The following is a 17,864-nucleotide window of genomic DNA, read 5'->3' on the forward strand; positions in this document are numbered from 1 at the left end:
GGAGGTACCGCGACATGAGCCGTTACGAGCAGGAGTTCGTCACGATGTTCGCCGGGCTGGAGAAGCAGCTCGAGAGCATCGACAACCCCCGCCACCGCGCGATTCTGAAGAACTACCGGCGCCACGGCCTGCTGGAGGTGGCCGGGCGCTATCGCGAGCTGCTGGCACCGGACATGACCGTTGAGCACCCGCAGTACCGGCTGCACGAGGGCGGCCAGTCGATCGTGCTGGACGGGATGGCGGAGGTGACGGCGTTCTACGAGTCGCTGCTGGCCGCCAACGCCATGGTCATGTGGGTGGCCGACCAGGACATCGCGGTCAACGACCACGGCTTCTCCGGTGAGGTCGTGTTCAAGGCGTTCGTCCCGGCGCCCATGCTCGGCGAGAGCGCCTTCAGCAACGTGCGCGCCGGCGAGGACCCGAGCGAGATGTACCTGCTCAAGCGCACCATGGCGTTCGTATGGCCGTACGACGAGCGGTGCCGGCTGATCGGGGAGCACGTGTACGAGGACGGCGCGTCCCGCGAGATCACCAAGCCGGACCCGGCCGACATCATCACCGCCGAACGCGCCGCGGAGCTGCTCGCTCCGGAGATCGACAAGGTCCTGCCGTGAGCGTCGCGCTGGTCACCGGCGCCGCCGGTGGACTCGGCGCCGCGATCGCGGCCCGCCTCGCCGAGGAGCACGCGGTGTTGCTGACCGACGTCGATGCGGGGCGGCTGAATGAGGTCGCCTCGAAGCTGGCCGCGGATGGCGCCAGGGTCGCGCACACCACCTGCGACGTCAGCGAGCGAGCCTCCGTGCAGGCCGCGTTCACCACCGCCGAGGAGCAACTCGGCGAGGTCACCGCGCTGGCCAACGTCGCAGGGGTCGGGATGTTCGTGCCCTTCACCGAACTGACCGAGCAACAGTGGAACCACACCTTCGCGGTGAACACCCGTGGCACCTTCCTCGCCTGCCAGGAGCTGCTCCGGCGGCGTGACGGCAGACCAGGGGCGATCGTCAACATCGCCTCGATCGGTGCCCGCCTCGGCATGGAGGTCCTGGCCGACTACGGCCCCTCCAAGGCCGCGGTGATCGAGCTGACCCACGTGGTCTCCCGGGTCGGGGCGCCGACCGGCCTGCGCGCCAACGCCGTGATGCCCGGCCTGATCTGGACCGACATGTGGCAGAAGACCAGCGAATGGCTCCTGGCCAACGACCCCGCCCATGCCGGCTCATCCGCCGACAAGATCTTCGCCGGTTTCGTCGAATCGATGGTGCCCATGCGCAGACCTCAAACCCCCGAGGACATCGGCGAGATGGTGGCGTTCCTGCTCTCCGATCGCGCCGCGAACGTGACCGGCCAGACCATCGCGGTCGACGGAGGCGTCGTCCTCACCTGAACCCGCACCCCTGCAACAGCAACGGAAGAGAGGCAGCACCGATGACCAGCACCGTCCCCGCTCCCGCCGGCCCGGCGTTCTGGATGACCAATCCGGGCATCACGCCCAAGGGCTCCCGGAAGGAGTTCGTCGATCCCGCCGACATCCCATGGACCGATTGGCTCATGCCCGGGACGCGCTTCAAACTGCTGTACGCCAACCTCGTCAGCGGCAGCTTCACGGTGATCCTGGAGGTGGACCCCGGGGTGCAGGCCACCCCGCACTGGCACATGGGCAACGTTCAGGCATACATCCTCGACGGTGGTTTCCACTACCACCAGGACGATCCAGGCCGCACCGGTACCTACACCTGCGAGGTCGCCGGCGCCGTCCACCAGCCGATCGCCCCCGAGGGGACCACCATGCTGGCGTTCGTCGAGGGGCCCATCGCCGGCTACCTGCCCGATGGGCAGCTCGGGGTCGTCGCCGACGCCCGTCTGCACTACTACATGGCACGCGACAACAACGCCGTCGCGCTCACCCAGGTCGTCGACTACGCCACCGACCCGTCGCTCGACATGCACGGCGAGGCACAGCGGTGACCGGGCGGCTGGCGGGCGGGTCGCGCTGAGCACCGGCGCCGCACGGGGCCTGGGCTGCTCGCACACGGTCCGGTTCGCCGAGGAGGGAGCGCAGGCGGCGCTGCTCGATCGTTGCGCGCAGATCGGGCAGCGTCTCCCGCGCTCACGATGCACCTGCCATGACCGGTCTGATGCGGGCCCTCGCCGCCGAGGCCGGAGCGGCACCGGGTCCGCGTGAGCTCGCGGCACCCCACCGCGGTCGACACACCGTTGATCGACAAGGCCGCGCCCAGAAGAGGTCACAGCCATCCGGGCGCGACGAGAATCGACCAGCTGAGCAGTGGGCCCGCGATCGCCATCGCGCCCGCGAACCTGAGCAGGCCGCGGTAGACGACGTGGCGCTCGGTCTCAGGCGCGTTGGCCATCGCGATGGCGCCACCGGTCGAGAAGGGGGACACGTCCACGAGCGACGAGGAGATCGCCAGCGCGGCAACGAATCCGATCGCACCGATCTCCCCTGTGGCGACCAGCGGCACGGTGAGCGGGATGACGGCACCGAGGATGCCCGTCGTGGAGGCGAAGGCGGAGACCACCGCCCCGATGAGGCAGATGAGCAGCGCTGCGAGCAGCGGTGAGTCGACCGTGGCGACGGACGCGCCGAGCCAGTCGATGGTTCCGTTTCGCTGGAGTACACCGACGTAAGTCAGGATTCCCGCCACCAGCAGGATGATGTCCCAGCTGACCTCCTTGACGGCGGTACGGCTTGCCGCGGGGAACGCCAGCGCGAGGACTGCCGCCACGGTCAGTGCCAGGAAGCCGATATCGAGGTCGAGAACGAGCGCGCCGATGGTCAGCACTACGAAGCCGAGCAGTGTCAGGCCCTGCTGCAGGGTGAGGAACGTGGACGTCGACGGCACGGTGGCCGCACCTGGGCCGTCCTGTGCGCGGACCTTTCCTGGCCGAACGGCCGTGCTCTTCTGGCGCCGGGCGAGGAGCAGGAAGGTGGCCACGGCGACGGCTGTGCCGATGAGGAACGTGCTGGCGAACAGTATGAGCGGATCGGTCGCCAGCTGATTGTCCTCCTGCACACCGTGGACGATGATGCCGAGCAGGCCGGTGGGAGCGAACGAGCCCGCGGTCGACCCGAGCCCGATGAGAATGCTCACGAGCAGCGGCCGGATACCGTGCGCCGCGGCAAAGCTCATCGCGATCGGCATGAGAATCGCGCCCACGGCGGGAGGTAGCGCGCCAATGCCGCAGATCGCGGTCGACAACAGGAAAAACGCCCACGGGATCACCGTCGTGCGGCCACCCGCGAGCCGGAAGGTCGCATCGACGAGCCATTGGACGGTGCCGTTGTTCTTGGCGATGGCGAACAGGTAGGTGACGCCGACGAGAACGACGAACAGGTCTGCGGGGAAGGAGGCCAGCACGTCGTCGGGTGACTCGCCCCCGGCGAGACTGCCCACGACGAAGGCGGCGACGAGCCCGAGCACGCCCATGTTGATCGGACGGACCGTGGCGAGGGCGAGGACTGCGGCGAGCACGCCGATGGACAGAAACGCTGTGGGCATGGCGATCTCCCGAGCGAAGCGGCGGTGGTTGGCTGGGATCGGAAAGTCTGTGGTGTTACGGAGCCGGATACGGGTAGTAGGCGGCGCAGTCCATGAGGCGACGTGCGGTCCGGCTGAAGCCGAGGAGGTCGAAGGAAACGTACGGTGGCCGCCGGATCGCATGGGCGGTGACGCGGGCGGGAGTGATGCCGGAAGGGTGGCCGATGAGGATGGTGTCACGGCGGCGCTGTGTGGCAACTGCGCTCACGACGGATCCGCTGACGCGGGAGGCCGCGGCGAGGCACACCGAAGCGGTTCCCGCGATGCTCTCGTGTAGCCGGTTCATGAAGATCAGCCGGACTCGCAGGTCCATGTCGCCGCCCTCGGAAACGGTGCCGCTCAGTGTGCGGTAGCCGGCCGGTGCGGCGACGAGCCCTACCATGGGCAGTCCTGGCGACTGGTCGTCGACGCTGCGCCAGTCCGCGCACAGGCCGATCCGCACCGCCGCCTTGCCACGAATCTCGCGGACCGCATCGACCAGCGCGGAGTCTCCGTCGATCCGGTCGGCGAGCTCGCTCCCGTCGAGGCCTACGTCGGCCGCCGGTATCCAGACGCACGGGTTCCCGACATCGCAGATCGTGGCGCGGACCACGGAACCGCTCTCGAGCACGATGTCGTCGACCGCTCTGCCGGTGGGCAGCAGTGCGCCTGTCTTGGCCCCCACCGTGCGAGCCCAGTCCATGACGATCTCAGCGCCTGTACCCGGCACTCCCGGGATGGCGAAATCGCCGAGGACCCTGGCCTTCCCGGCCTGGACGGGCACGTATGCGGTCATCACGACACCGGTGTTGGTGTTGTGGATCCGCACCGGTGTGACCCCCTCCGCCGCCGTGACGAGGCCTTCGTCGATCGCGAACGGACCGACCCCGGCAGAGATGTTTCCGCAGTTCCCGGAGTAGACGACCGCGGCACGTTCGATTTCGACCTGACCGAAGGTGTAGTCGACGTCGGCGTCGGCGCGTTCGGACCGTGCGACGATCGCGAGCTTCGACGTGATCGGCCGGGACCCACCCAGGCCGTCGATCTGGAGGGGGTCCGGTGATCCCATCACACGGGCGAGCACCGCGTCCCGGCCTGCGCCAGGGGCCGGAAGGTCGGCCTCGTGAAAGTACAGTCCCTTGCTCGTTCCTCCCCGCATCAGCACACATCGGACGGTCAGCTGGTCCGGTACCACATTTGCCGTGGTCATGCCGCTGCCCTCCCCTGCGCCGCGAGCGAACGAACGAGCGCGCGCATGGAAGATCCCGGCGAAAGGCCGAGCACGCCGTCCGCGATGCCCGCCGCATGGGCGGGCTCGAAGACGTGTCCGGCAAGCGAACGGAACTTGTCGGAGAGCATGTCGTCACCGATCCAGTTCTCGGGCTCGCCGAGCGGCACGGACACCGTCCGCGAGAAGCTCTGATCTCCGGAATGGACGGTCAGCGTGCCGCCACCGTTCGGGACGGCATCATCCACGTCCACCGCGATCCGATCCATCATCGCGGCCACTGCCGGATCGGCGAGGCGCTCGTAGCTCGCCCAGTCCACGCGACCGTCGAGCCATGCGCACGCGACCTGGAAGTAGATGCTGAACTGGGCGTCCACAATGCTCCGTGGCCTGAGTTTCGTGGGGCCGTGCTCGCCGACGATCGTCATGGCGGTCGCCGGCACTCCGACATCGAGTGCCGCCTCGGCGCGCTCCTTCTCTGCGACGGTGTCGCGCAGCGCGAGCGCGGCGTCGATGGCACCGTGGGTGAGCCTGCAGGAAGGGTAGGGCTTGACGGCGGTGTCGAGCAGCAGCCAGTTTGTTCCGAGGCCGTCGGTGAGTGCCTCAGGCTCCGCTCTCTCGGTGTATCCCGCCAGCAGGCCGTATCGCCCCTCGAACGCGCTGTCGGCTCCGCGCACACCCGCCTCCGCCAGCGTGGCACACGTCAGCGCATCGTGCGCGAGGAAACCGGGATGGAGTCGCTTGTTCCACGCCCCGTTGGACAGGTACTGCATGCTACCTGCCGCCCTGCTCAACGCGAGACCGAAAGCCGAAGCCGTGGTCTCGGCGTCGAACCCGCGCAGTCTCGCCACGGCGGCGACGGCGCCGAAGACGCCGGACACGGCCGTGATGTGGAAGCCCCGCTCGTAGGCGCGTGCGGTCAGCGCCGCGCCGATCCGGCAGCACACCTCGTACCCGACGGCGACCGCGTCCAGAAACGCGCGGCCGTCCACGTCGAGCCGTTCTGCTTCGGCGACAGCGGCGGGAAAGATCGCGACACCGGGATGTCCGGTCTGCGCCCGGTTGGTGTCATCCAGGTCCAGCGAATGCGCGTGCACACCGTTCAGGAACGCCGCGTAGGGCAGGCTGTACCGCCGGTTCACGCCGATCACCGTGGCTTGCCCTCCACCCGGGTCGAGCTGGTCGACGGCGGCCCGCACGGCGGGACTGCTCTCGGACCGCGCGGCCGCGAAGGCCGCGATGCCGATGTGATCGAGGAACAGGCCGCGCAGGCGGGGCCTGAGCGCGTCCGGCGCATGGTCCACATCGGTCGCGACGGCGAACCGCGCGAGCGCCTCCGTCGCGGACGAGGTGGTCACGTTGGCGGGGAACATGGTCATGGGAACGGCCTCTCCTTCGAGTCCGAGTCAGGCCGGGTGGCGTCGGAGTCCAGCCGACGGTCAGATCTCCCGCTTGAGGATCTTGCCGGTGGCGGTCATCGGGAGGGTGTCGCGGAACTCGACCAGGCGCGGGTACTTGTACGCCGCGAGGTGCTCCTCGGCCCACGCCACGATGTCGTCCTCAGTGACGTCGTCGTGGTCCGAGTGCTTGACGACGACGGCCTTGATCTCCTCGCCGTGGGAGTCGTGCGGGACACCGATGACCGCGACCAGAGAGACCGCCGGGTGCGTCATCAGCAGCTCCTCGATCTCCCGCGGGTACACGTTGAAGCCGCCTCGAATGATCATGTCCTTGGCACGGTCGACGATGTAGTAGTACCCATCAGTGTCCTTTTTGGCCAAATCCCCGGTGCGGAACCAGCCGTTCCTGATCGCTTCGTGGGTCGCTTCGGGCCGGCGATGGTAGCCCTTCATGACGTTGTGGCCTTTGATCGCGATCTCGCCGATAGCGTCCGGGTCGTCGGGCACGTCGGACCAGTCGTCGTTGATCAGCCTCATTTCGACGCCCGGGATCGGGACGCCGATCGACCCGACGCGCGGTTCCTGTCCGTAGACCGAGAACGACGCCACCGGTGACGTCTCCGACAAGCCGTAGCCCTCGAGGATCGTCACGCCGAACCTGGTCTTGAAGTCCTTGTGCACCTCACCCGGCAACGCCGAGCCGCCGGCCACCGCCACGCGCAGGTTGGCGGCCAGCGCCGACACGTCCACACCGTCGTCGAGCGCACCCAGCAGACCCCAGTACATGGTCGGAACGCCCGCGAAGAAGGTCACGGTCTCCTCGATCATCACGTCGAGTGCAGCCCGCGCGTCGAACCGCGGCAGCATGACGATGGTGCCGCCAAAGGCGATCGCACCATTCTGGATGACCGTCTGCCCGAACGAGTGGAAAAGCGGCAGCACGCACAGGTACGTGTCGGGATTCTCCATGTCGGCGGCGAACAGATCCTTGCCGGCCAGCGCGTTGTCGCGCATGTTGCGGTGCCGCAGCTCCGCGCCCTTCGGCTGACCGGTGGTGCCGGACGTGTAGAGGATCACCGCGGTGTCGTCGTCCTCGACGTCGACCGTCTCGAAGTCGGCAGGCTGGTCCGCCCACGGCAGCCCGGTCGCCGCGGCGGGCACGACGAACAGCGAACGGCAGCCATCAGTCTCGTCGAACGCCTTCGCGGCGGCCTCGCCGATAGGGAGGTCCGTTGTGCCCTCGAACGCGAAGTACGCGACGGCGTCGGAGTCGTCGAGGTGATAGGCGATCTCGCGCGGCTTCAGCAGCACGTTCAGCGGCACGACCGCGGCACCTGCCTTGAGGATTCCGAAGTAGATGATCGTGAAATACGGCAGATTGGGGCACGACAACGCGACCTTGTCGCCCGGACGCACTCCGTGGGAGACAAGCAGGTTCGCGACCTGGTTCGATGCCCCGTCGAGCTGGGCATAGGAGAGCCGGCCGGCGCCCAGCACTATCGCCGTGCGTTCGGGGTGCTTCTCGGCGGCCGAGCCCAGCAGGGCGGCGAGGTTCGCCATGGGAGTCCTCTCGAGGTCAGAGCGTCACGGGCAGCGCGGGTACGCTCGCGGCGAGGTCGTCGACCAGAACGGAAGCGTCCGGCAGGGATTCGAGGTTGAGCACCAGGTGTTCGATGCGCTGCCACCGTTCCGCGATGTCGATCGACTCGGCGAGGCGGCGTGCCTTCGCCACCACATCGCGGTTGGGCAGCGGTCGCGTGGGTCCGCCCAGGGGGCCGTCGACCTCGATCTCCACGGTGTCACCGCTGTGCAACGTCAGCCGCATGCGGGTTCGGAAGCGGTCGTCGGGGCGGTCGAAGTCCGCGCGGTGGTGGACCTCGATCCGGCGCAGCAATGCCCAGACGTCGTCGGCGGAGATCCGGTCGCGGGTGAACTGCTCGGCGAGGACCCGGCCGTCGAGCAGCGCCACCGAGACGGCGTAGCCGATGTTCATCTGGGCGCCGATGGTCTCCAGCGGAGGCTCGGGCTGCCACCAGCCGTGGTGGTAGGCCGCGTGGGACACCTCTACCGAGATGGACCGGATGTCGTCAGCCGAGATTCCGCGCGCTCTGGCCTCCAGTGCACAGTCGATGGAGGCATGGGTGGCGGCCATCGCGGCGTAGGCCTTAACACCGGTGTCCATCAGCACCCACTCCTGGCCCAGCCCGTCGGTGATCAGGTCCGCACGGGGGCTGTGTCCTTCGCCGAACGTGGCCAGGAAGCCGCCGTACTCGCGCTCGTACACCCGTTTGATCCCGGTGTAGCCGGCCTCCGCGAGTGCCGCCGCGTAGAGGCCGTTGCGGGAGGAGAAGCCGTGGTGCATCCGCTTGGACATGGCTTCGTACTGGGCGGCCATCAATCCCGCGGACTGGGTTGCGGCCAGTCCGAGGGCGTCCTCGATGCGCGCCGCGTCGAGGCGTCGTAACCACGCCGAGGTCGCGGCGCTCGCGTGGGTGCCGAAGACCGCGCCGGAGTGCCAGCCGCGCGAGAGCATCTCGGCGCCGTGCAGCGCCAAACCCACCCGTGGACCGACCTCGTAACCGGCGACCAACGCCGTGAGCAGCTGCCGCCCCGAGGCCTTCCGACCGAGGGTCGTAAGTGTGCTGACCGCGCTCGGGACTACCAGCGAGTTGCTGTGCAACGGCGCGCGCACGTGGTAGTCGTCCAGTTCGAAGCCCTGGATGAAGGTGCCGTTCAACAGACAGGCCGCGGACGCGGAAGTGGTGAGGCCCCATCCCAGAACCGGGACATCGCCCGCGCCCTCGAGGCCCAGCACGGCACCGACGGCTCGCTCGGACCACGGGAGGCGGGCGCCCACTAGCGCGCACACGAGCCCGTCGAGCAGGAGGTGCCGCGCTCGCTCGCGCACGACCTCCGGGATGTCGTCGTACCGCAGCTCCGCGATCCAAGTCGCCAGCCGGCCGGTCACGCCCTGGGGATCGGTCGGGTCGGTGGTCACGCGATCACCTCGTAACGGTTGCGGATGCGAAGCTCCAGCTGCTGCAGAGCCAGCGTCGGGACGAGCGCGAGGACACCGATCAGGATGACCTGGCCGATGATGTTCTCGACTCGCGCCAGCGACAGGTTGCGCAGCAGCTCATAGCCCAGTCCGGAGGACCCGGAGAACATCTCGGCGAGCAACAGGCCGATCAAGGTGAGACCGAAGCACAGGCGCATACCCGATGCGAGGGACGGCAGAACGCTCGGCACCACGATCCGCCGCAGCAGGGACCATCGCGACATGCCGAGGCTGGCCGACATCTTCAGATGCAGCCGGCTCACCCCGGCGGTCGCCTCCACCATGATCAGGAACATCGGGAGCACTCCCGAAACGAACGCGAAGGATCCTCTGCTGAGGTCTCCGATGCCAAGGAACAGCAGGAAGATCGGATACAGGACGATCTTGGGAACGCTGTTGAGCGCGTACACCACCGGAAGGGCGGCCCTCGACCAGAACGCGCTGAGCCCGAGCAGCATGCCGGTGATCGCACCCACACCGATCGCCGCGGCGTACGAGAGGAGCAGCACGCGAGCGGTGTCGGCGACACTGCCCATGAACCGGGTGTCGCCGATGTCCGCTCGCAGGCTCTCCAGGGCCTGGCCGGGTCCGGGATAGACGGCGCTGTCGGCCAGTGCCGCCGTCACCGTCCACACCACCACGATCGCGGCGGCCAGGACGAGCGGTGGGACCCACGCGGGACCGCCGGCGCGACGCGCGCTCATCGCCGCCTCCAGTCGAACGCGTTCAGCGCGGCACCGAGTGTGAGGTTCGCGAGCAGTGCGAAGACGCTGACGAAGACGATGCCGGCGTACATGTCGACCGTGTTGAAGTTGTTGTAGGCCCGATTGACCACCTGGCCGAGCCCGGTGGTGGCGAGGATGAACTCGGTCGCGAGGACGGCGATGATCGCGTAAGCCAGGCCCAGCTTCAATCCCGCGAGAATGTCCGGCAGCGCCGAGGGCAGCAGTATCTTGCGCAGCTGCTGTGACCGAGACATCTCGAGCGACCGCGCGAGCTTGGTGACGATTGGCGGTGCCGACTCGAACCCGACCAGCGCGTTGGATATGACGATCACGACACTGAACAACGTGGCCAGCAGGATGATCGGGACGACGCCGGTCCCGAACATCACGACCATCACCGGGTACAGCGCGAAGATCGGGAGCGCGTAGAACACGTTGACGTACGGCTTTACGGCGCGGTGCACCCAACGGGATCGGGCCATCGCGTACCCGACGGCCACCCCGGCGACCGCCGAGGCTGTGAAACTCGCGCAGATGAGCAGGACGCTGCGGAGCAGTGCGCCGACCACGAAGTCGCGATCACCGAGCAGCTCGACCGATCGGGAGACCATCTCGCTGACCGGGATGAGATCAAGCCGCGAGACGGCGCCCGATCGGGCGTACAGCTCGATGGCCACGACGAGTCCGACGACGAGAACGAGCGTCCACGCCGGGGAAGGAAGGCCGGCGACCCGACGCGGAGTCGGTCGCACGTAGGACGGGACGACGGACGAGCGTGCTTTCACGATTTGCTCCTCGTCGCCACCATCGCCACCTCGGCCTCGGCGCGAATCTGCGCCCAGATACGCTCCTGAGCGGCGGTGGCGGACGGTTCGGACAGTGCGGCGTGCACGCGCGGGCGGGGCAGGTCGATGAGGACCTGGTCGATGAACGTTCCCGGCCGACGGCCCATCACGAGCACCCGGTCCGACAGCAGCACGGACTCCTGGATGCTGTGCGTGATGAACAGGACGCCGCAACCGATCCTTCCGACGACACGGAGCAGCTCCTCGGCCATCAGCATGCGGGTCTGCTCGTCGAGCGCGCCGAACGGCTCGTCGGCGAGGATGAGGTCCGGGTCGGTGGACATCGCGCGCGCCATGGCGACGCGTTGCCGCATGCCGCCCGACAGCTGTGCCGGGTAGTGGTTCTCGAAGCCGGCCAGTCCGACGAGCTCGACGAGTTCCCTGGCGCGTTCCCGTCGCTCCTTGCGGCCGATGCCGCGCACCTCGAGCGCGAAGGCGACGTTGTCGACGACCGTGCGCCACGGCAGTGTCGCGGACTCTTGGAAGACGATCGCGGTGCGCCGACGTGGACCGGTCAACGGTGCGCCGTCCACCTCGACGGAGCCGCGCACCGGGTCCTGCAGGGCGCCGATGATCTCGAGCAGGGTCGACTTGCCGCAGCCGCTGGGCCCGACGATCGACACGAACTCGCCGCGCCCGATCGTGAGGTCGACGGGTCCGAGTGCGTGGACGGGTCCGAAGTGCTGCTCGACTCCTTCGAGGTTCACGATCGGCGTCGGGGCGGTGGGCACGGTGTCGCGCTTTTCTTTCGTCTGCGTGGTCATCGACGACTCACTCGCATTCGGTCGGCAGCGTGCTGCGGACGTTCCCGGGCAGGAACGTGTTCTGGAACAGATCGCAGAATTCGAGGTCCGTGCGATCCATGGCGATGCGCTGGGCCTCGACGGCCTGCTCGATGGCCTCGGCGTCGAAACCGGCGCCCCAGTTGTCGTACTCGATCGCCTTCTCGACGATCGAGGTCGCGGACTCGACATCGACGTCGATGTAGTCGGCGTAGAGCTTCGCGGCCTTTTCGGGGTTCTCGCGGATGAATTCGACCGCGTCCGCGTAGCCGGCGACCACGGCCTTGACCGTGTCGGGATTCCGCTCGGCGAACTCCGGGGTCGTGGTGATCACGCTCTGCTGGAACTTCTTCAGGTAGTCGGCGCTGGAGACGACCACGCGGAACTTGTCCGTCTTCGCGACCACCGACGGCGGGACCACGGCGACGTCGACGTCCCCCGCCTCGAGCAGAGCGACTCCCTCGCCGACGCCACCCGAGGAGGTCCGCTGGATCTTCTGCGTCGCCCCCGCGACCTCGGGCAGGATGAACGACAGGGCCTGGGTCACCGACTGCGGGTTCGTGTAGGCCCAATTCCCGATGTCCTCGATGGACTGCACGTCCGTGTTGCTGTCGAGCGTGTAGAAGTCGAGGCCGTAGACGCTCTGCGTCGCACCGCCGACGACGGTGAGGGGCGTGCCCGCCTCACTGGACTCCAGCACCGAGGTGAAGCCCACGTCCGCGATGGGGAGGTCGCCACTGAGCATGTTGCGGACGGTCGTTCCGCCACCTTTGCCCGGGACGATCTCGCCGATGGTCACGCCGCGCTTTTCGAAGAAGCCCTGGTCCTTGCCGACCAGCCAGGGGATGGAATACGGCTCCGAGGCGTTGCTGACCGCGATGTCGAACGAGGTCACCCCCTCCGCGTCGCCACTTCCGCCGCACGCGCTCAGCATCAGGGCGGCGGTGGCCGTGCAGGCGATCAGAGCGTTCCTGCTCTTCATGGTTTTCCTCCGGTGGTGCTGGTCGCGTCGTTGCGATCCAGGAAGCCGTCGGCTTCCAGGCGATTGATCAGGCCCCCGCCCGCGATGAGCTCGACGACGAATGCGGGCAGGGGCTCGATGTGGTGCTCGGTCCCCCGCTTCTCGTTGCGCAGCAAGCCCTTCACGGCGTCGATCTCGAGGACGTCGCCCTCGTCGATCAGCGTGCGCGCGTCCGGCACGGTGAGCGCCGGGAGCCCGTAGTTGAGGGCGTTGCGGTGGAACAGGGAGTTGTACTGCTCCGCCACGAGGCACGAGATGCCGAGATGGACGAACAGTTCGGCGCACGCTCGGCTGGATCCGAGGCCGAAGTTCTTCCCCGCCACCACGATGTCGCCCGGCTCGACGAGGGCAGGCCACCCGGGCCGGGTGGCGTCGAACATGTGCTGGGCCGCTTCGGGAACGGGCAGCTTCATCGCGAAACCCGGGTACATGTCGTCGGTGTTGATCTCGTCGCCGAATACCCAGGCACGCCCGCGGACCCGCAGCGGTGAGGTCATGCCGCCACCTCCGCCAGCTGGTCCGGTCCTGCGATGTGCCCGACCAGGGCCGATGCCGCGACGGTGGCGGGCGAGGCCATGTAGACCTGCGCCTCGGTGCTGCCCATGCGGCCGCGGAAGTTCCGGGTGCTCGAGGTGACGCAGACCTCGCCCGGCGCGAGCACGCCCATGTGGTAGCCGAAGCACGCGCCGCACGTGGAGTTCGTGACCACCGCACCCGCCTCGACGAGGGAGGCGACGTAGCCGCGCCTGACCGCCTCGAGGTACACCTGTTGCGAAGCCGGTGTGACGATGAGCCGTACACCCGGAGCGACCTTGCGTCCCTCGACGATCCTTGCCGCGACCTCCAGATCCGCGAGCTGTCCGTTGGCGCAGGATCCGATGAACGCCTGGTCGATGCGGGTCCGGTCGAGACCGCTGAGTGGCACCGCGTTGTTGATGACGGTGCCCGGCAGGGCCACCATCGGCTCGACCGCGCCGAGGTCGATGATCCGTACGTCGGCGTAGACCGCGTCCGGGTCCGGCTCACTCGGGACGTAGGACGCCCCTGGAGCCACCCCGGCCAGGAACTCCTCGGTGACGGCGTCGCACGGGAACAGCGTGAAATCCGCGCCGATCTCTGCTCCCTGGGTCGCGACGGTCCGGCGGTCCGACATGGGCACGGATGCCAGGCCCGGACCGCCGAACTCGAGCGCGTGGTCGGTAGCGTCGCCGTACCGCCCGGCGATCGTCAGGAAGATGTCCTTGCCGTTGACGTGCGCCGGCTTCGTCCCGGCGAGTTCGTACCGGATCGTCGGCGGCACGCGATACCAGGTCCGGCCGGTGCAGAGCATCTGGAGGATCTCGAGCGGCCCCAGTCCCCGCGCGGCCGAGTTCAGCGCCCCGCCGGCGCACGTGTGGGAATCGGTGCAGCACACGACGGTGCCCGGGAGCACGAGTCCCTGCTCGGCGATGACCTGGTGGACGATGCCGTGACGGCCCACGTCGTAGAACCGGTCGATGCCGTGCTTGGCGACGAAGGCGCGCGCTTTCGCGCCGTGGTCGGCGTCGCGCGGCGTGGGTGCCGGGACCGCGTGGTCGAGGACCACGGCAACCTTGGCCGGGTCGTGGACCGCGCGGACGTCCGCGAGGCGGTCGTGGGCGAACTGGACATCGATCACGACGGTCATGTCGACGTCGCACGTGACTATCTGTCCTGGTTGGACGTCGGCGAGTCCCGCCGAGCGGGCGAGGGTCTTCTCGATGATGGTGTCAGGCACGGATCGGCTCTTTCGGTGCACGCCGGGCGGTCCACTCGTCGAGACCGACGGCCTCGAACAGGGCACGCGGTCCGACGACAGGCCCGGACGCGAGACTGCCGCCGGCGATGTCGGACATGGCTTGGGTCATGGCGGTGAACGCGGCCCCGACGGTCGCGGCGGGCAGGATCGCGCCGGCGTACCCGAGCCGCTCGAGCTGCTCCCGCGACACCTCCGGGGACTTGCCGCCCGGGACGACGTTGAAGATGACCGGTGCGCCGATCGCCGGTGGGATCGCCGCCACCTGCTCGAGAGTCTGCGGTGCCTCGACGAAGATCACGTCGGCGCCGGCCGCGACGTACCGCTTCGCCCGGGTGATCGCGGCGTCGAAACCTTCGACCGCGATCGCGTCGGTTCGGGCGACGATCAGGCTTTCTCGACGCCGCGCCGCGACCGCCGCCTCGATCTTGAGAACGAACTCGTCGGCGGCGATCAGGGCCTTGTCGTCGAGGTGACCGCACCGCTTTGGGAAGACCTGATCCTCGAGCTGCACGGCCGCCGCGCCGGCGTCCTCGTAGGTCCGCACGGTGCGGAAGGTGTTGGTCTCGTCGCCGAAGCCGGTGTCGGCGTCGGCGATGATCGGGACCTCCAGGTGCCGCCGGGCCACGGCGATCGCGCGGGTGATCTCTGTGACGGTGGTCAGCCCGATGTCGGGCAGCCCTTCACCGGCGGAAACGGCCGCACCGGACACATAGGCCGCCTCCACGCCGGCACGCGCGGCGACCGCGGCCGAAAGACCGTCGTAGACACCGGGTGCGACCAGCAGCCGCTCGCGCCGCAGGAGGTCGGAGAGCACACGGGCGTCAGACATCGGCGGGCTCCTCGGCCGGGACGTGCCCCATCCGGGCAGCGATGGCCTGCGCCGTCGCAGCGACGATCGGACCGACGCGCTCGGCTTCCTCCCGGTCGAGCCGGATCGACGGGCCGCCGATCGCCAGCGCCGCCTCCGGGCGGCCACCGAAACCCAGCACCGGGGCGGCGACCGAGTTGAGGCCCACCTCACGCTCGCTCTCGGTGTAGGCCCAGCCTCTGTCACGCACCCGGGCCAGCTGCCGGTCCAGCTCGTCCTGCGAGACGACCGTCGCGTCGGTGTAGCGCTCAAGACCCGCGTCGACCGCGGCGCCGAGCGCATCGTCGTCGAAGGCCATGAAGCACTTACCGGCCGCGCCGGCGTGAAGCGGCAGCACCTGGCCGACGTAGCCCCGGTAGATCACCGAGTGGTTGGACGACGCGGCGACCACGAGCACGCGGGAAGCGCCCTGGCGGACATACAGGCCGGCACTCTCGCCCGTCACATCACGCAACTGGTCGACGAACGGGCGCGCGACACCGAGCAGGCTCGACCCCGACCGCGCCGGAGCGCTCCACACGAGGACACGCAGGCCGACACGGTAGGAGTCGCCCTCCCGAACCAGGAGACCCTCCTGCACCAGCGTGGTGACGATCCGCGCGACGGTAGTCGCCGGGAGACCCGTGCGATCGCGAATATCCGCCACCCCGAGACGGGGCTCGGCCTCGGTGAAGCAATCCAGAACATCACACGCGCGGCCCAGCACGCGCACCCCAGGCTCAGCCATCCACCCTCCAACACCGTTCTGCGGTTTCTGAAACCGTCTAGCGGTGTGGAACACTAAGCGGGTGGCCCGCGCCCCGTCAAGCCCAAGGGGTGGCCGCCGCAGCACGGAATCGCCGTCTCGCCGAGACACTCCGGCGCTGCTTCGACGAATCGGCCCACGCGCGCACGCGATGACTCAATGGGAAATCGACCAGAGTTGATGAATGCCCCACTGGACGCCCCGCGCGAAAAGACCGGCTGAAGGATGCAGCGGTCGAGTTGTTCCTCGAGCACGGATTCGAGAACGTCACGGTCTCCGATATCACCCGAACGCGCAGGGCCGCGCCGGCGCACCCCGTCGGATGCCACGGTGACCGCGTCGCGGATCGTGGATGACCAGCTGGTCCGGCTCGCACGAAGTTCGCACTGATCACCGCCGGAATCGCCGACGCATTGCGCGGACGCGCACCCCGAACAGCTGGCTGAAATGCTCGCGAGGGTCGGCGTGACCGCGTTTCGGGCCGCATTCGAGCGCTGACTCGACGACCCCGGGGAAGGCGGCATTCTCACCTTTGTTCGATGCCGTCATCGCGGAGTTCGTCTCGGCACTGGCCGGGCGGGCCATCGCAGGTGGCCCAGCCACCACACCCGCGGCTGTCGCCTCCTGGTGCAGCCCGAGCAGCGGGGTACAGCAGTCAGGTTGTTGGCGAGGTCCTCGGCACAGCGGACGTGCGCGGCCAGCACGCCCAACACGTTGGGCAGTTCGAGCGCCGGCTGCACCTGACGAAGCTGTGCAGATCGGCGGCCCGGTGCATTCCCACGGTCGGCGGGCGATTGCCGGGTCCGGCGACCGCCTCGCAAGTCCGAGTCCCTGACCAACCCGGCAGCTGCTCGCCGGTTCGCTCCAGCTCGTCACCGGTCAGTTCGCGGCACGAGACGGCGGAGCCTAGACAGCCAGTTTGTGCCTAACCGCTCGAGAGTGCGCCACTCCCCGGTCTGACTGATCCAGGTCTTGACCGGCGGCAGAGCCAAGGCTAGCGTTCCGATTGAACTTGGCGCCAACGCCAAGTTGATCAAGGAGGACCGGCATGGGCGGCGGAAGCCCCACTCAGTCATCTGCCGACCAGTTCGCGCTCGCGGGCCGGGTCGCTCTTGTGACCGGCGGGTCGAAGGGCATCGGTCTGGCGACCGCCACCTTGCTGACCGAAGCCGGCGCCCAGGTCGCGGTCGCCTCACGGGATGCCGGACACCTGGATGCGGCGGTCGAGGAGATCGTGCGAGCGTGTCCAGGTGCCGAGCCCGGTCGCTACGTCGTCAACGCGGGTGAGGCAAGCCAGGCAGAGGCCACGGTCCAGGCTGTACTTGAGGACTTCGGCCGCATCGACATCCTGGTCAACAACGCCGCGACCAATCCGTACTACGGGCCGGTGACGGGCATCGACGTCGCACGAGCAGCCAAGACCGTTCAGGTCAACCTGATCGGTCCGGTGTTCTGGACCCGGTACGTCTGCGACGCCTGGATGTCCGCCCACGGTGGTGCCATCGTGAACATGGCCTCCCTCGGGGCGTACATCGTCGAGCCGGGAGCCGGGTTCTACGCGGTCACCAAGGCCGGGCTGGTCCATCTGACCACGCAGCTGGCTGCCGAACTGGGTCCGGCGGTGCGGGTCAATGCCATCGCACCAGGGGTCGTGAAGACCGACATGGCCCGGGTTCTCTGGGAGGGCAGGGAAAAACAGCTGGCCGCCCGGCTGCCGTTGCGCAGGCTCGGCGTACCTCGCGATATCGCGAACACCGTGCTGTTCCTCGTCAGTGACGCGTCTTCCTGGATGACCGGCCAGACGCTCGTGGTGGACGGCGGAGCCATGGCCATGCCGCTCGCGGGCCTCGGGGAACAGCTGTGACAGCCACCAGCAGCC

At 68.5% G+C, this 17,864-nt stretch carries 18 protein-coding genes; 5 read left to right on the plus strand and 13 right to left on the minus strand.

Annotated elements, in window-relative coordinates:
• Positions 1-14 precede the first annotated feature (14 nt).
• Genes DI005_RS17355 through DI005_RS17365 form a run of 3 tightly spaced genes read left to right on the plus strand, consistent with a single transcriptional unit; the run spans position 15 to position 1,965 of the window.
• Positions 15-614, plus strand: a complete 600-nt coding sequence (locus DI005_RS17355) for a hypothetical protein (RefSeq protein WP_112273647.1) — start codon at positions 15-17, stop codon at positions 612-614.
• On the plus strand, positions 611-1,384 hold the full coding sequence (locus DI005_RS17360) for an SDR family NAD(P)-dependent oxidoreductase (protein ID WP_112273649.1): 774 nt from the start codon (positions 611-613) through the stop codon (positions 1,382-1,384). Before DI005_RS17355 ends, DI005_RS17360 begins: the two co-directional genes overlap by 4 nt.
• A gap of 41 nt (positions 1,385-1,425) precedes the next feature.
• Positions 1,426-1,965 (plus strand): 2,4'-dihydroxyacetophenone dioxygenase family protein, encoded by a 540-nt coding sequence (locus tag DI005_RS17365; protein ID WP_112273651.1) that lies wholly within the window; start codon positions 1,426-1,428, stop codon positions 1,963-1,965.
• Positions 1,966-2,243: 278 nt separating this feature from the next.
• Here DI005_RS17365 and DI005_RS17370 read toward each other — a convergent pair whose 3' ends face one another.
• Genes DI005_RS17370 through DI005_RS17430 form a run of 13 tightly spaced genes read right to left on the minus strand, consistent with a single transcriptional unit; the run spans position 2,244 to position 15,967 of the window.
• Positions 2,244-3,518, minus strand: coding sequence for an SLC13 family permease (locus tag DI005_RS17370; protein WP_113642827.1), 1,275 nt, complete (start codon positions 3,516-3,518; stop codon positions 2,244-2,246).
• A 55-nt stretch (positions 3,519-3,573) separates the two neighbouring features.
• On the minus strand, positions 3,574-4,746 hold the full coding sequence (locus DI005_RS17375) for a 2-methylaconitate cis-trans isomerase PrpF family protein (protein WP_112273655.1): 1,173 nt from the start codon (positions 4,744-4,746) through the stop codon (positions 3,574-3,576).
• A complete protein-coding gene (locus DI005_RS17380) occupies positions 4,743-6,143 on the minus strand; it encodes an MmgE/PrpD family protein (RefSeq protein ID WP_112273657.1) in 1,401 nt (466 codons plus the stop codon). Before DI005_RS17380 ends, DI005_RS17375 begins: the two co-directional genes overlap by 4 nt.
• Before the next feature lie 60 nt (positions 6,144-6,203).
• Positions 6,204-7,724 carry a long-chain fatty acid--CoA ligase gene (locus DI005_RS17385; protein WP_113642828.1) on the minus strand — a complete coding sequence of 507 codons (1,521 nt, stop codon included), beginning with the start codon at positions 7,722-7,724 and terminating at the stop codon, positions 6,204-6,206.
• 16 nt (positions 7,725-7,740) lie between these two features.
• Entirely contained in the window at positions 7,741-9,162 is a 1,422-nt protein-coding gene (locus DI005_RS17390) for an MmgE/PrpD family protein (protein ID WP_112273661.1), read from the minus strand.
• The gene (locus DI005_RS17395; protein WP_113642829.1) at positions 9,159-9,926 is read right to left on the minus strand and encodes an ABC transporter permease; all 768 of its coding nucleotides are present in this window, start codon (positions 9,924-9,926) and stop codon (positions 9,159-9,161) included. Before DI005_RS17395 ends, DI005_RS17390 begins: the two co-directional genes overlap by 4 nt.
• Positions 9,923-10,732, minus strand: a complete 810-nt coding sequence (locus DI005_RS17400) for an ABC transporter permease (protein ID WP_113642830.1) — start codon at positions 10,730-10,732, stop codon at positions 9,923-9,925. The genes DI005_RS17395 and DI005_RS17400 overlap by 4 nt, the downstream gene beginning before the upstream one ends.
• Complete coding sequence (locus DI005_RS17405; protein ID WP_112273667.1) at positions 10,729-11,556, minus strand: ABC transporter ATP-binding protein; 828 nt, start codon at positions 11,554-11,556, stop codon at positions 10,729-10,731. The genes DI005_RS17400 and DI005_RS17405 overlap by 4 nt, the downstream gene beginning before the upstream one ends.
• 7 nt (positions 11,557-11,563) lie before the next feature.
• Positions 11,564-12,556 carry an ABC transporter substrate-binding protein gene (locus DI005_RS17410; RefSeq protein ID WP_112273669.1) on the minus strand — a complete coding sequence of 331 codons (993 nt, stop codon included), beginning with the start codon at positions 12,554-12,556 and terminating at the stop codon, positions 11,564-11,566.
• A complete protein-coding gene (locus tag DI005_RS17415; protein ID WP_112273671.1) occupies positions 12,553-13,092 on the minus strand; it encodes a 3-isopropylmalate dehydratase in 540 nt (179 codons plus the stop codon). Before DI005_RS17415 ends, DI005_RS17410 begins: the two co-directional genes overlap by 4 nt.
• Positions 13,089-14,351: an aconitase/3-isopropylmalate dehydratase large subunit family protein gene (locus tag DI005_RS17420; RefSeq protein WP_112273673.1), complete on the minus strand. Its 1,263-nt coding sequence runs from the start codon at positions 14,349-14,351 to the stop codon at positions 13,089-13,091. The genes DI005_RS17415 and DI005_RS17420 overlap by 4 nt, the downstream gene beginning before the upstream one ends.
• The gene (locus DI005_RS17425) at positions 14,344-15,201 is read right to left on the minus strand and encodes an oxaloacetate decarboxylase (protein ID WP_113642831.1); all 858 of its coding nucleotides are present in this window, start codon (positions 15,199-15,201) and stop codon (positions 14,344-14,346) included. The genes DI005_RS17420 and DI005_RS17425 overlap by 8 nt, the downstream gene beginning before the upstream one ends.
• On the minus strand, positions 15,194-15,967 hold the full coding sequence (locus tag DI005_RS17430; protein ID WP_112273676.1) for an IclR family transcriptional regulator: 774 nt from the start codon (positions 15,965-15,967) through the stop codon (positions 15,194-15,196). The genes DI005_RS17425 and DI005_RS17430 overlap by 8 nt, the downstream gene beginning before the upstream one ends.
• A gap of 236 nt (positions 15,968-16,203) precedes the next feature.
• Here DI005_RS17430 and DI005_RS39710 point away from each other — a divergent pair, with 236 nt between their 5' ends.
• Both DI005_RS39710 and DI005_RS17440 read left to right on the plus strand, forming a co-directional pair.
• Entirely contained in the window at positions 16,204-16,341 is a 138-nt protein-coding gene (locus DI005_RS39710; RefSeq protein ID WP_369973598.1) for a TetR family transcriptional regulator, read from the plus strand.
• Between the two features lie 692 nt (positions 16,342-17,033).
• Entirely contained in the window at positions 17,034-17,849 is an 816-nt protein-coding gene (locus DI005_RS17440) for an SDR family oxidoreductase (RefSeq protein ID WP_113642832.1), read from the plus strand.
• Positions 17,850-17,864 lie beyond the last annotated feature (15 nt).

Source organism: Prauserella sp. PE36, from assembly GCF_003311655.1.
Lineage (GTDB): Bacteria > Actinomycetota > Actinomycetes > Mycobacteriales > Pseudonocardiaceae > Prauserella_A > Prauserella_A endophytica.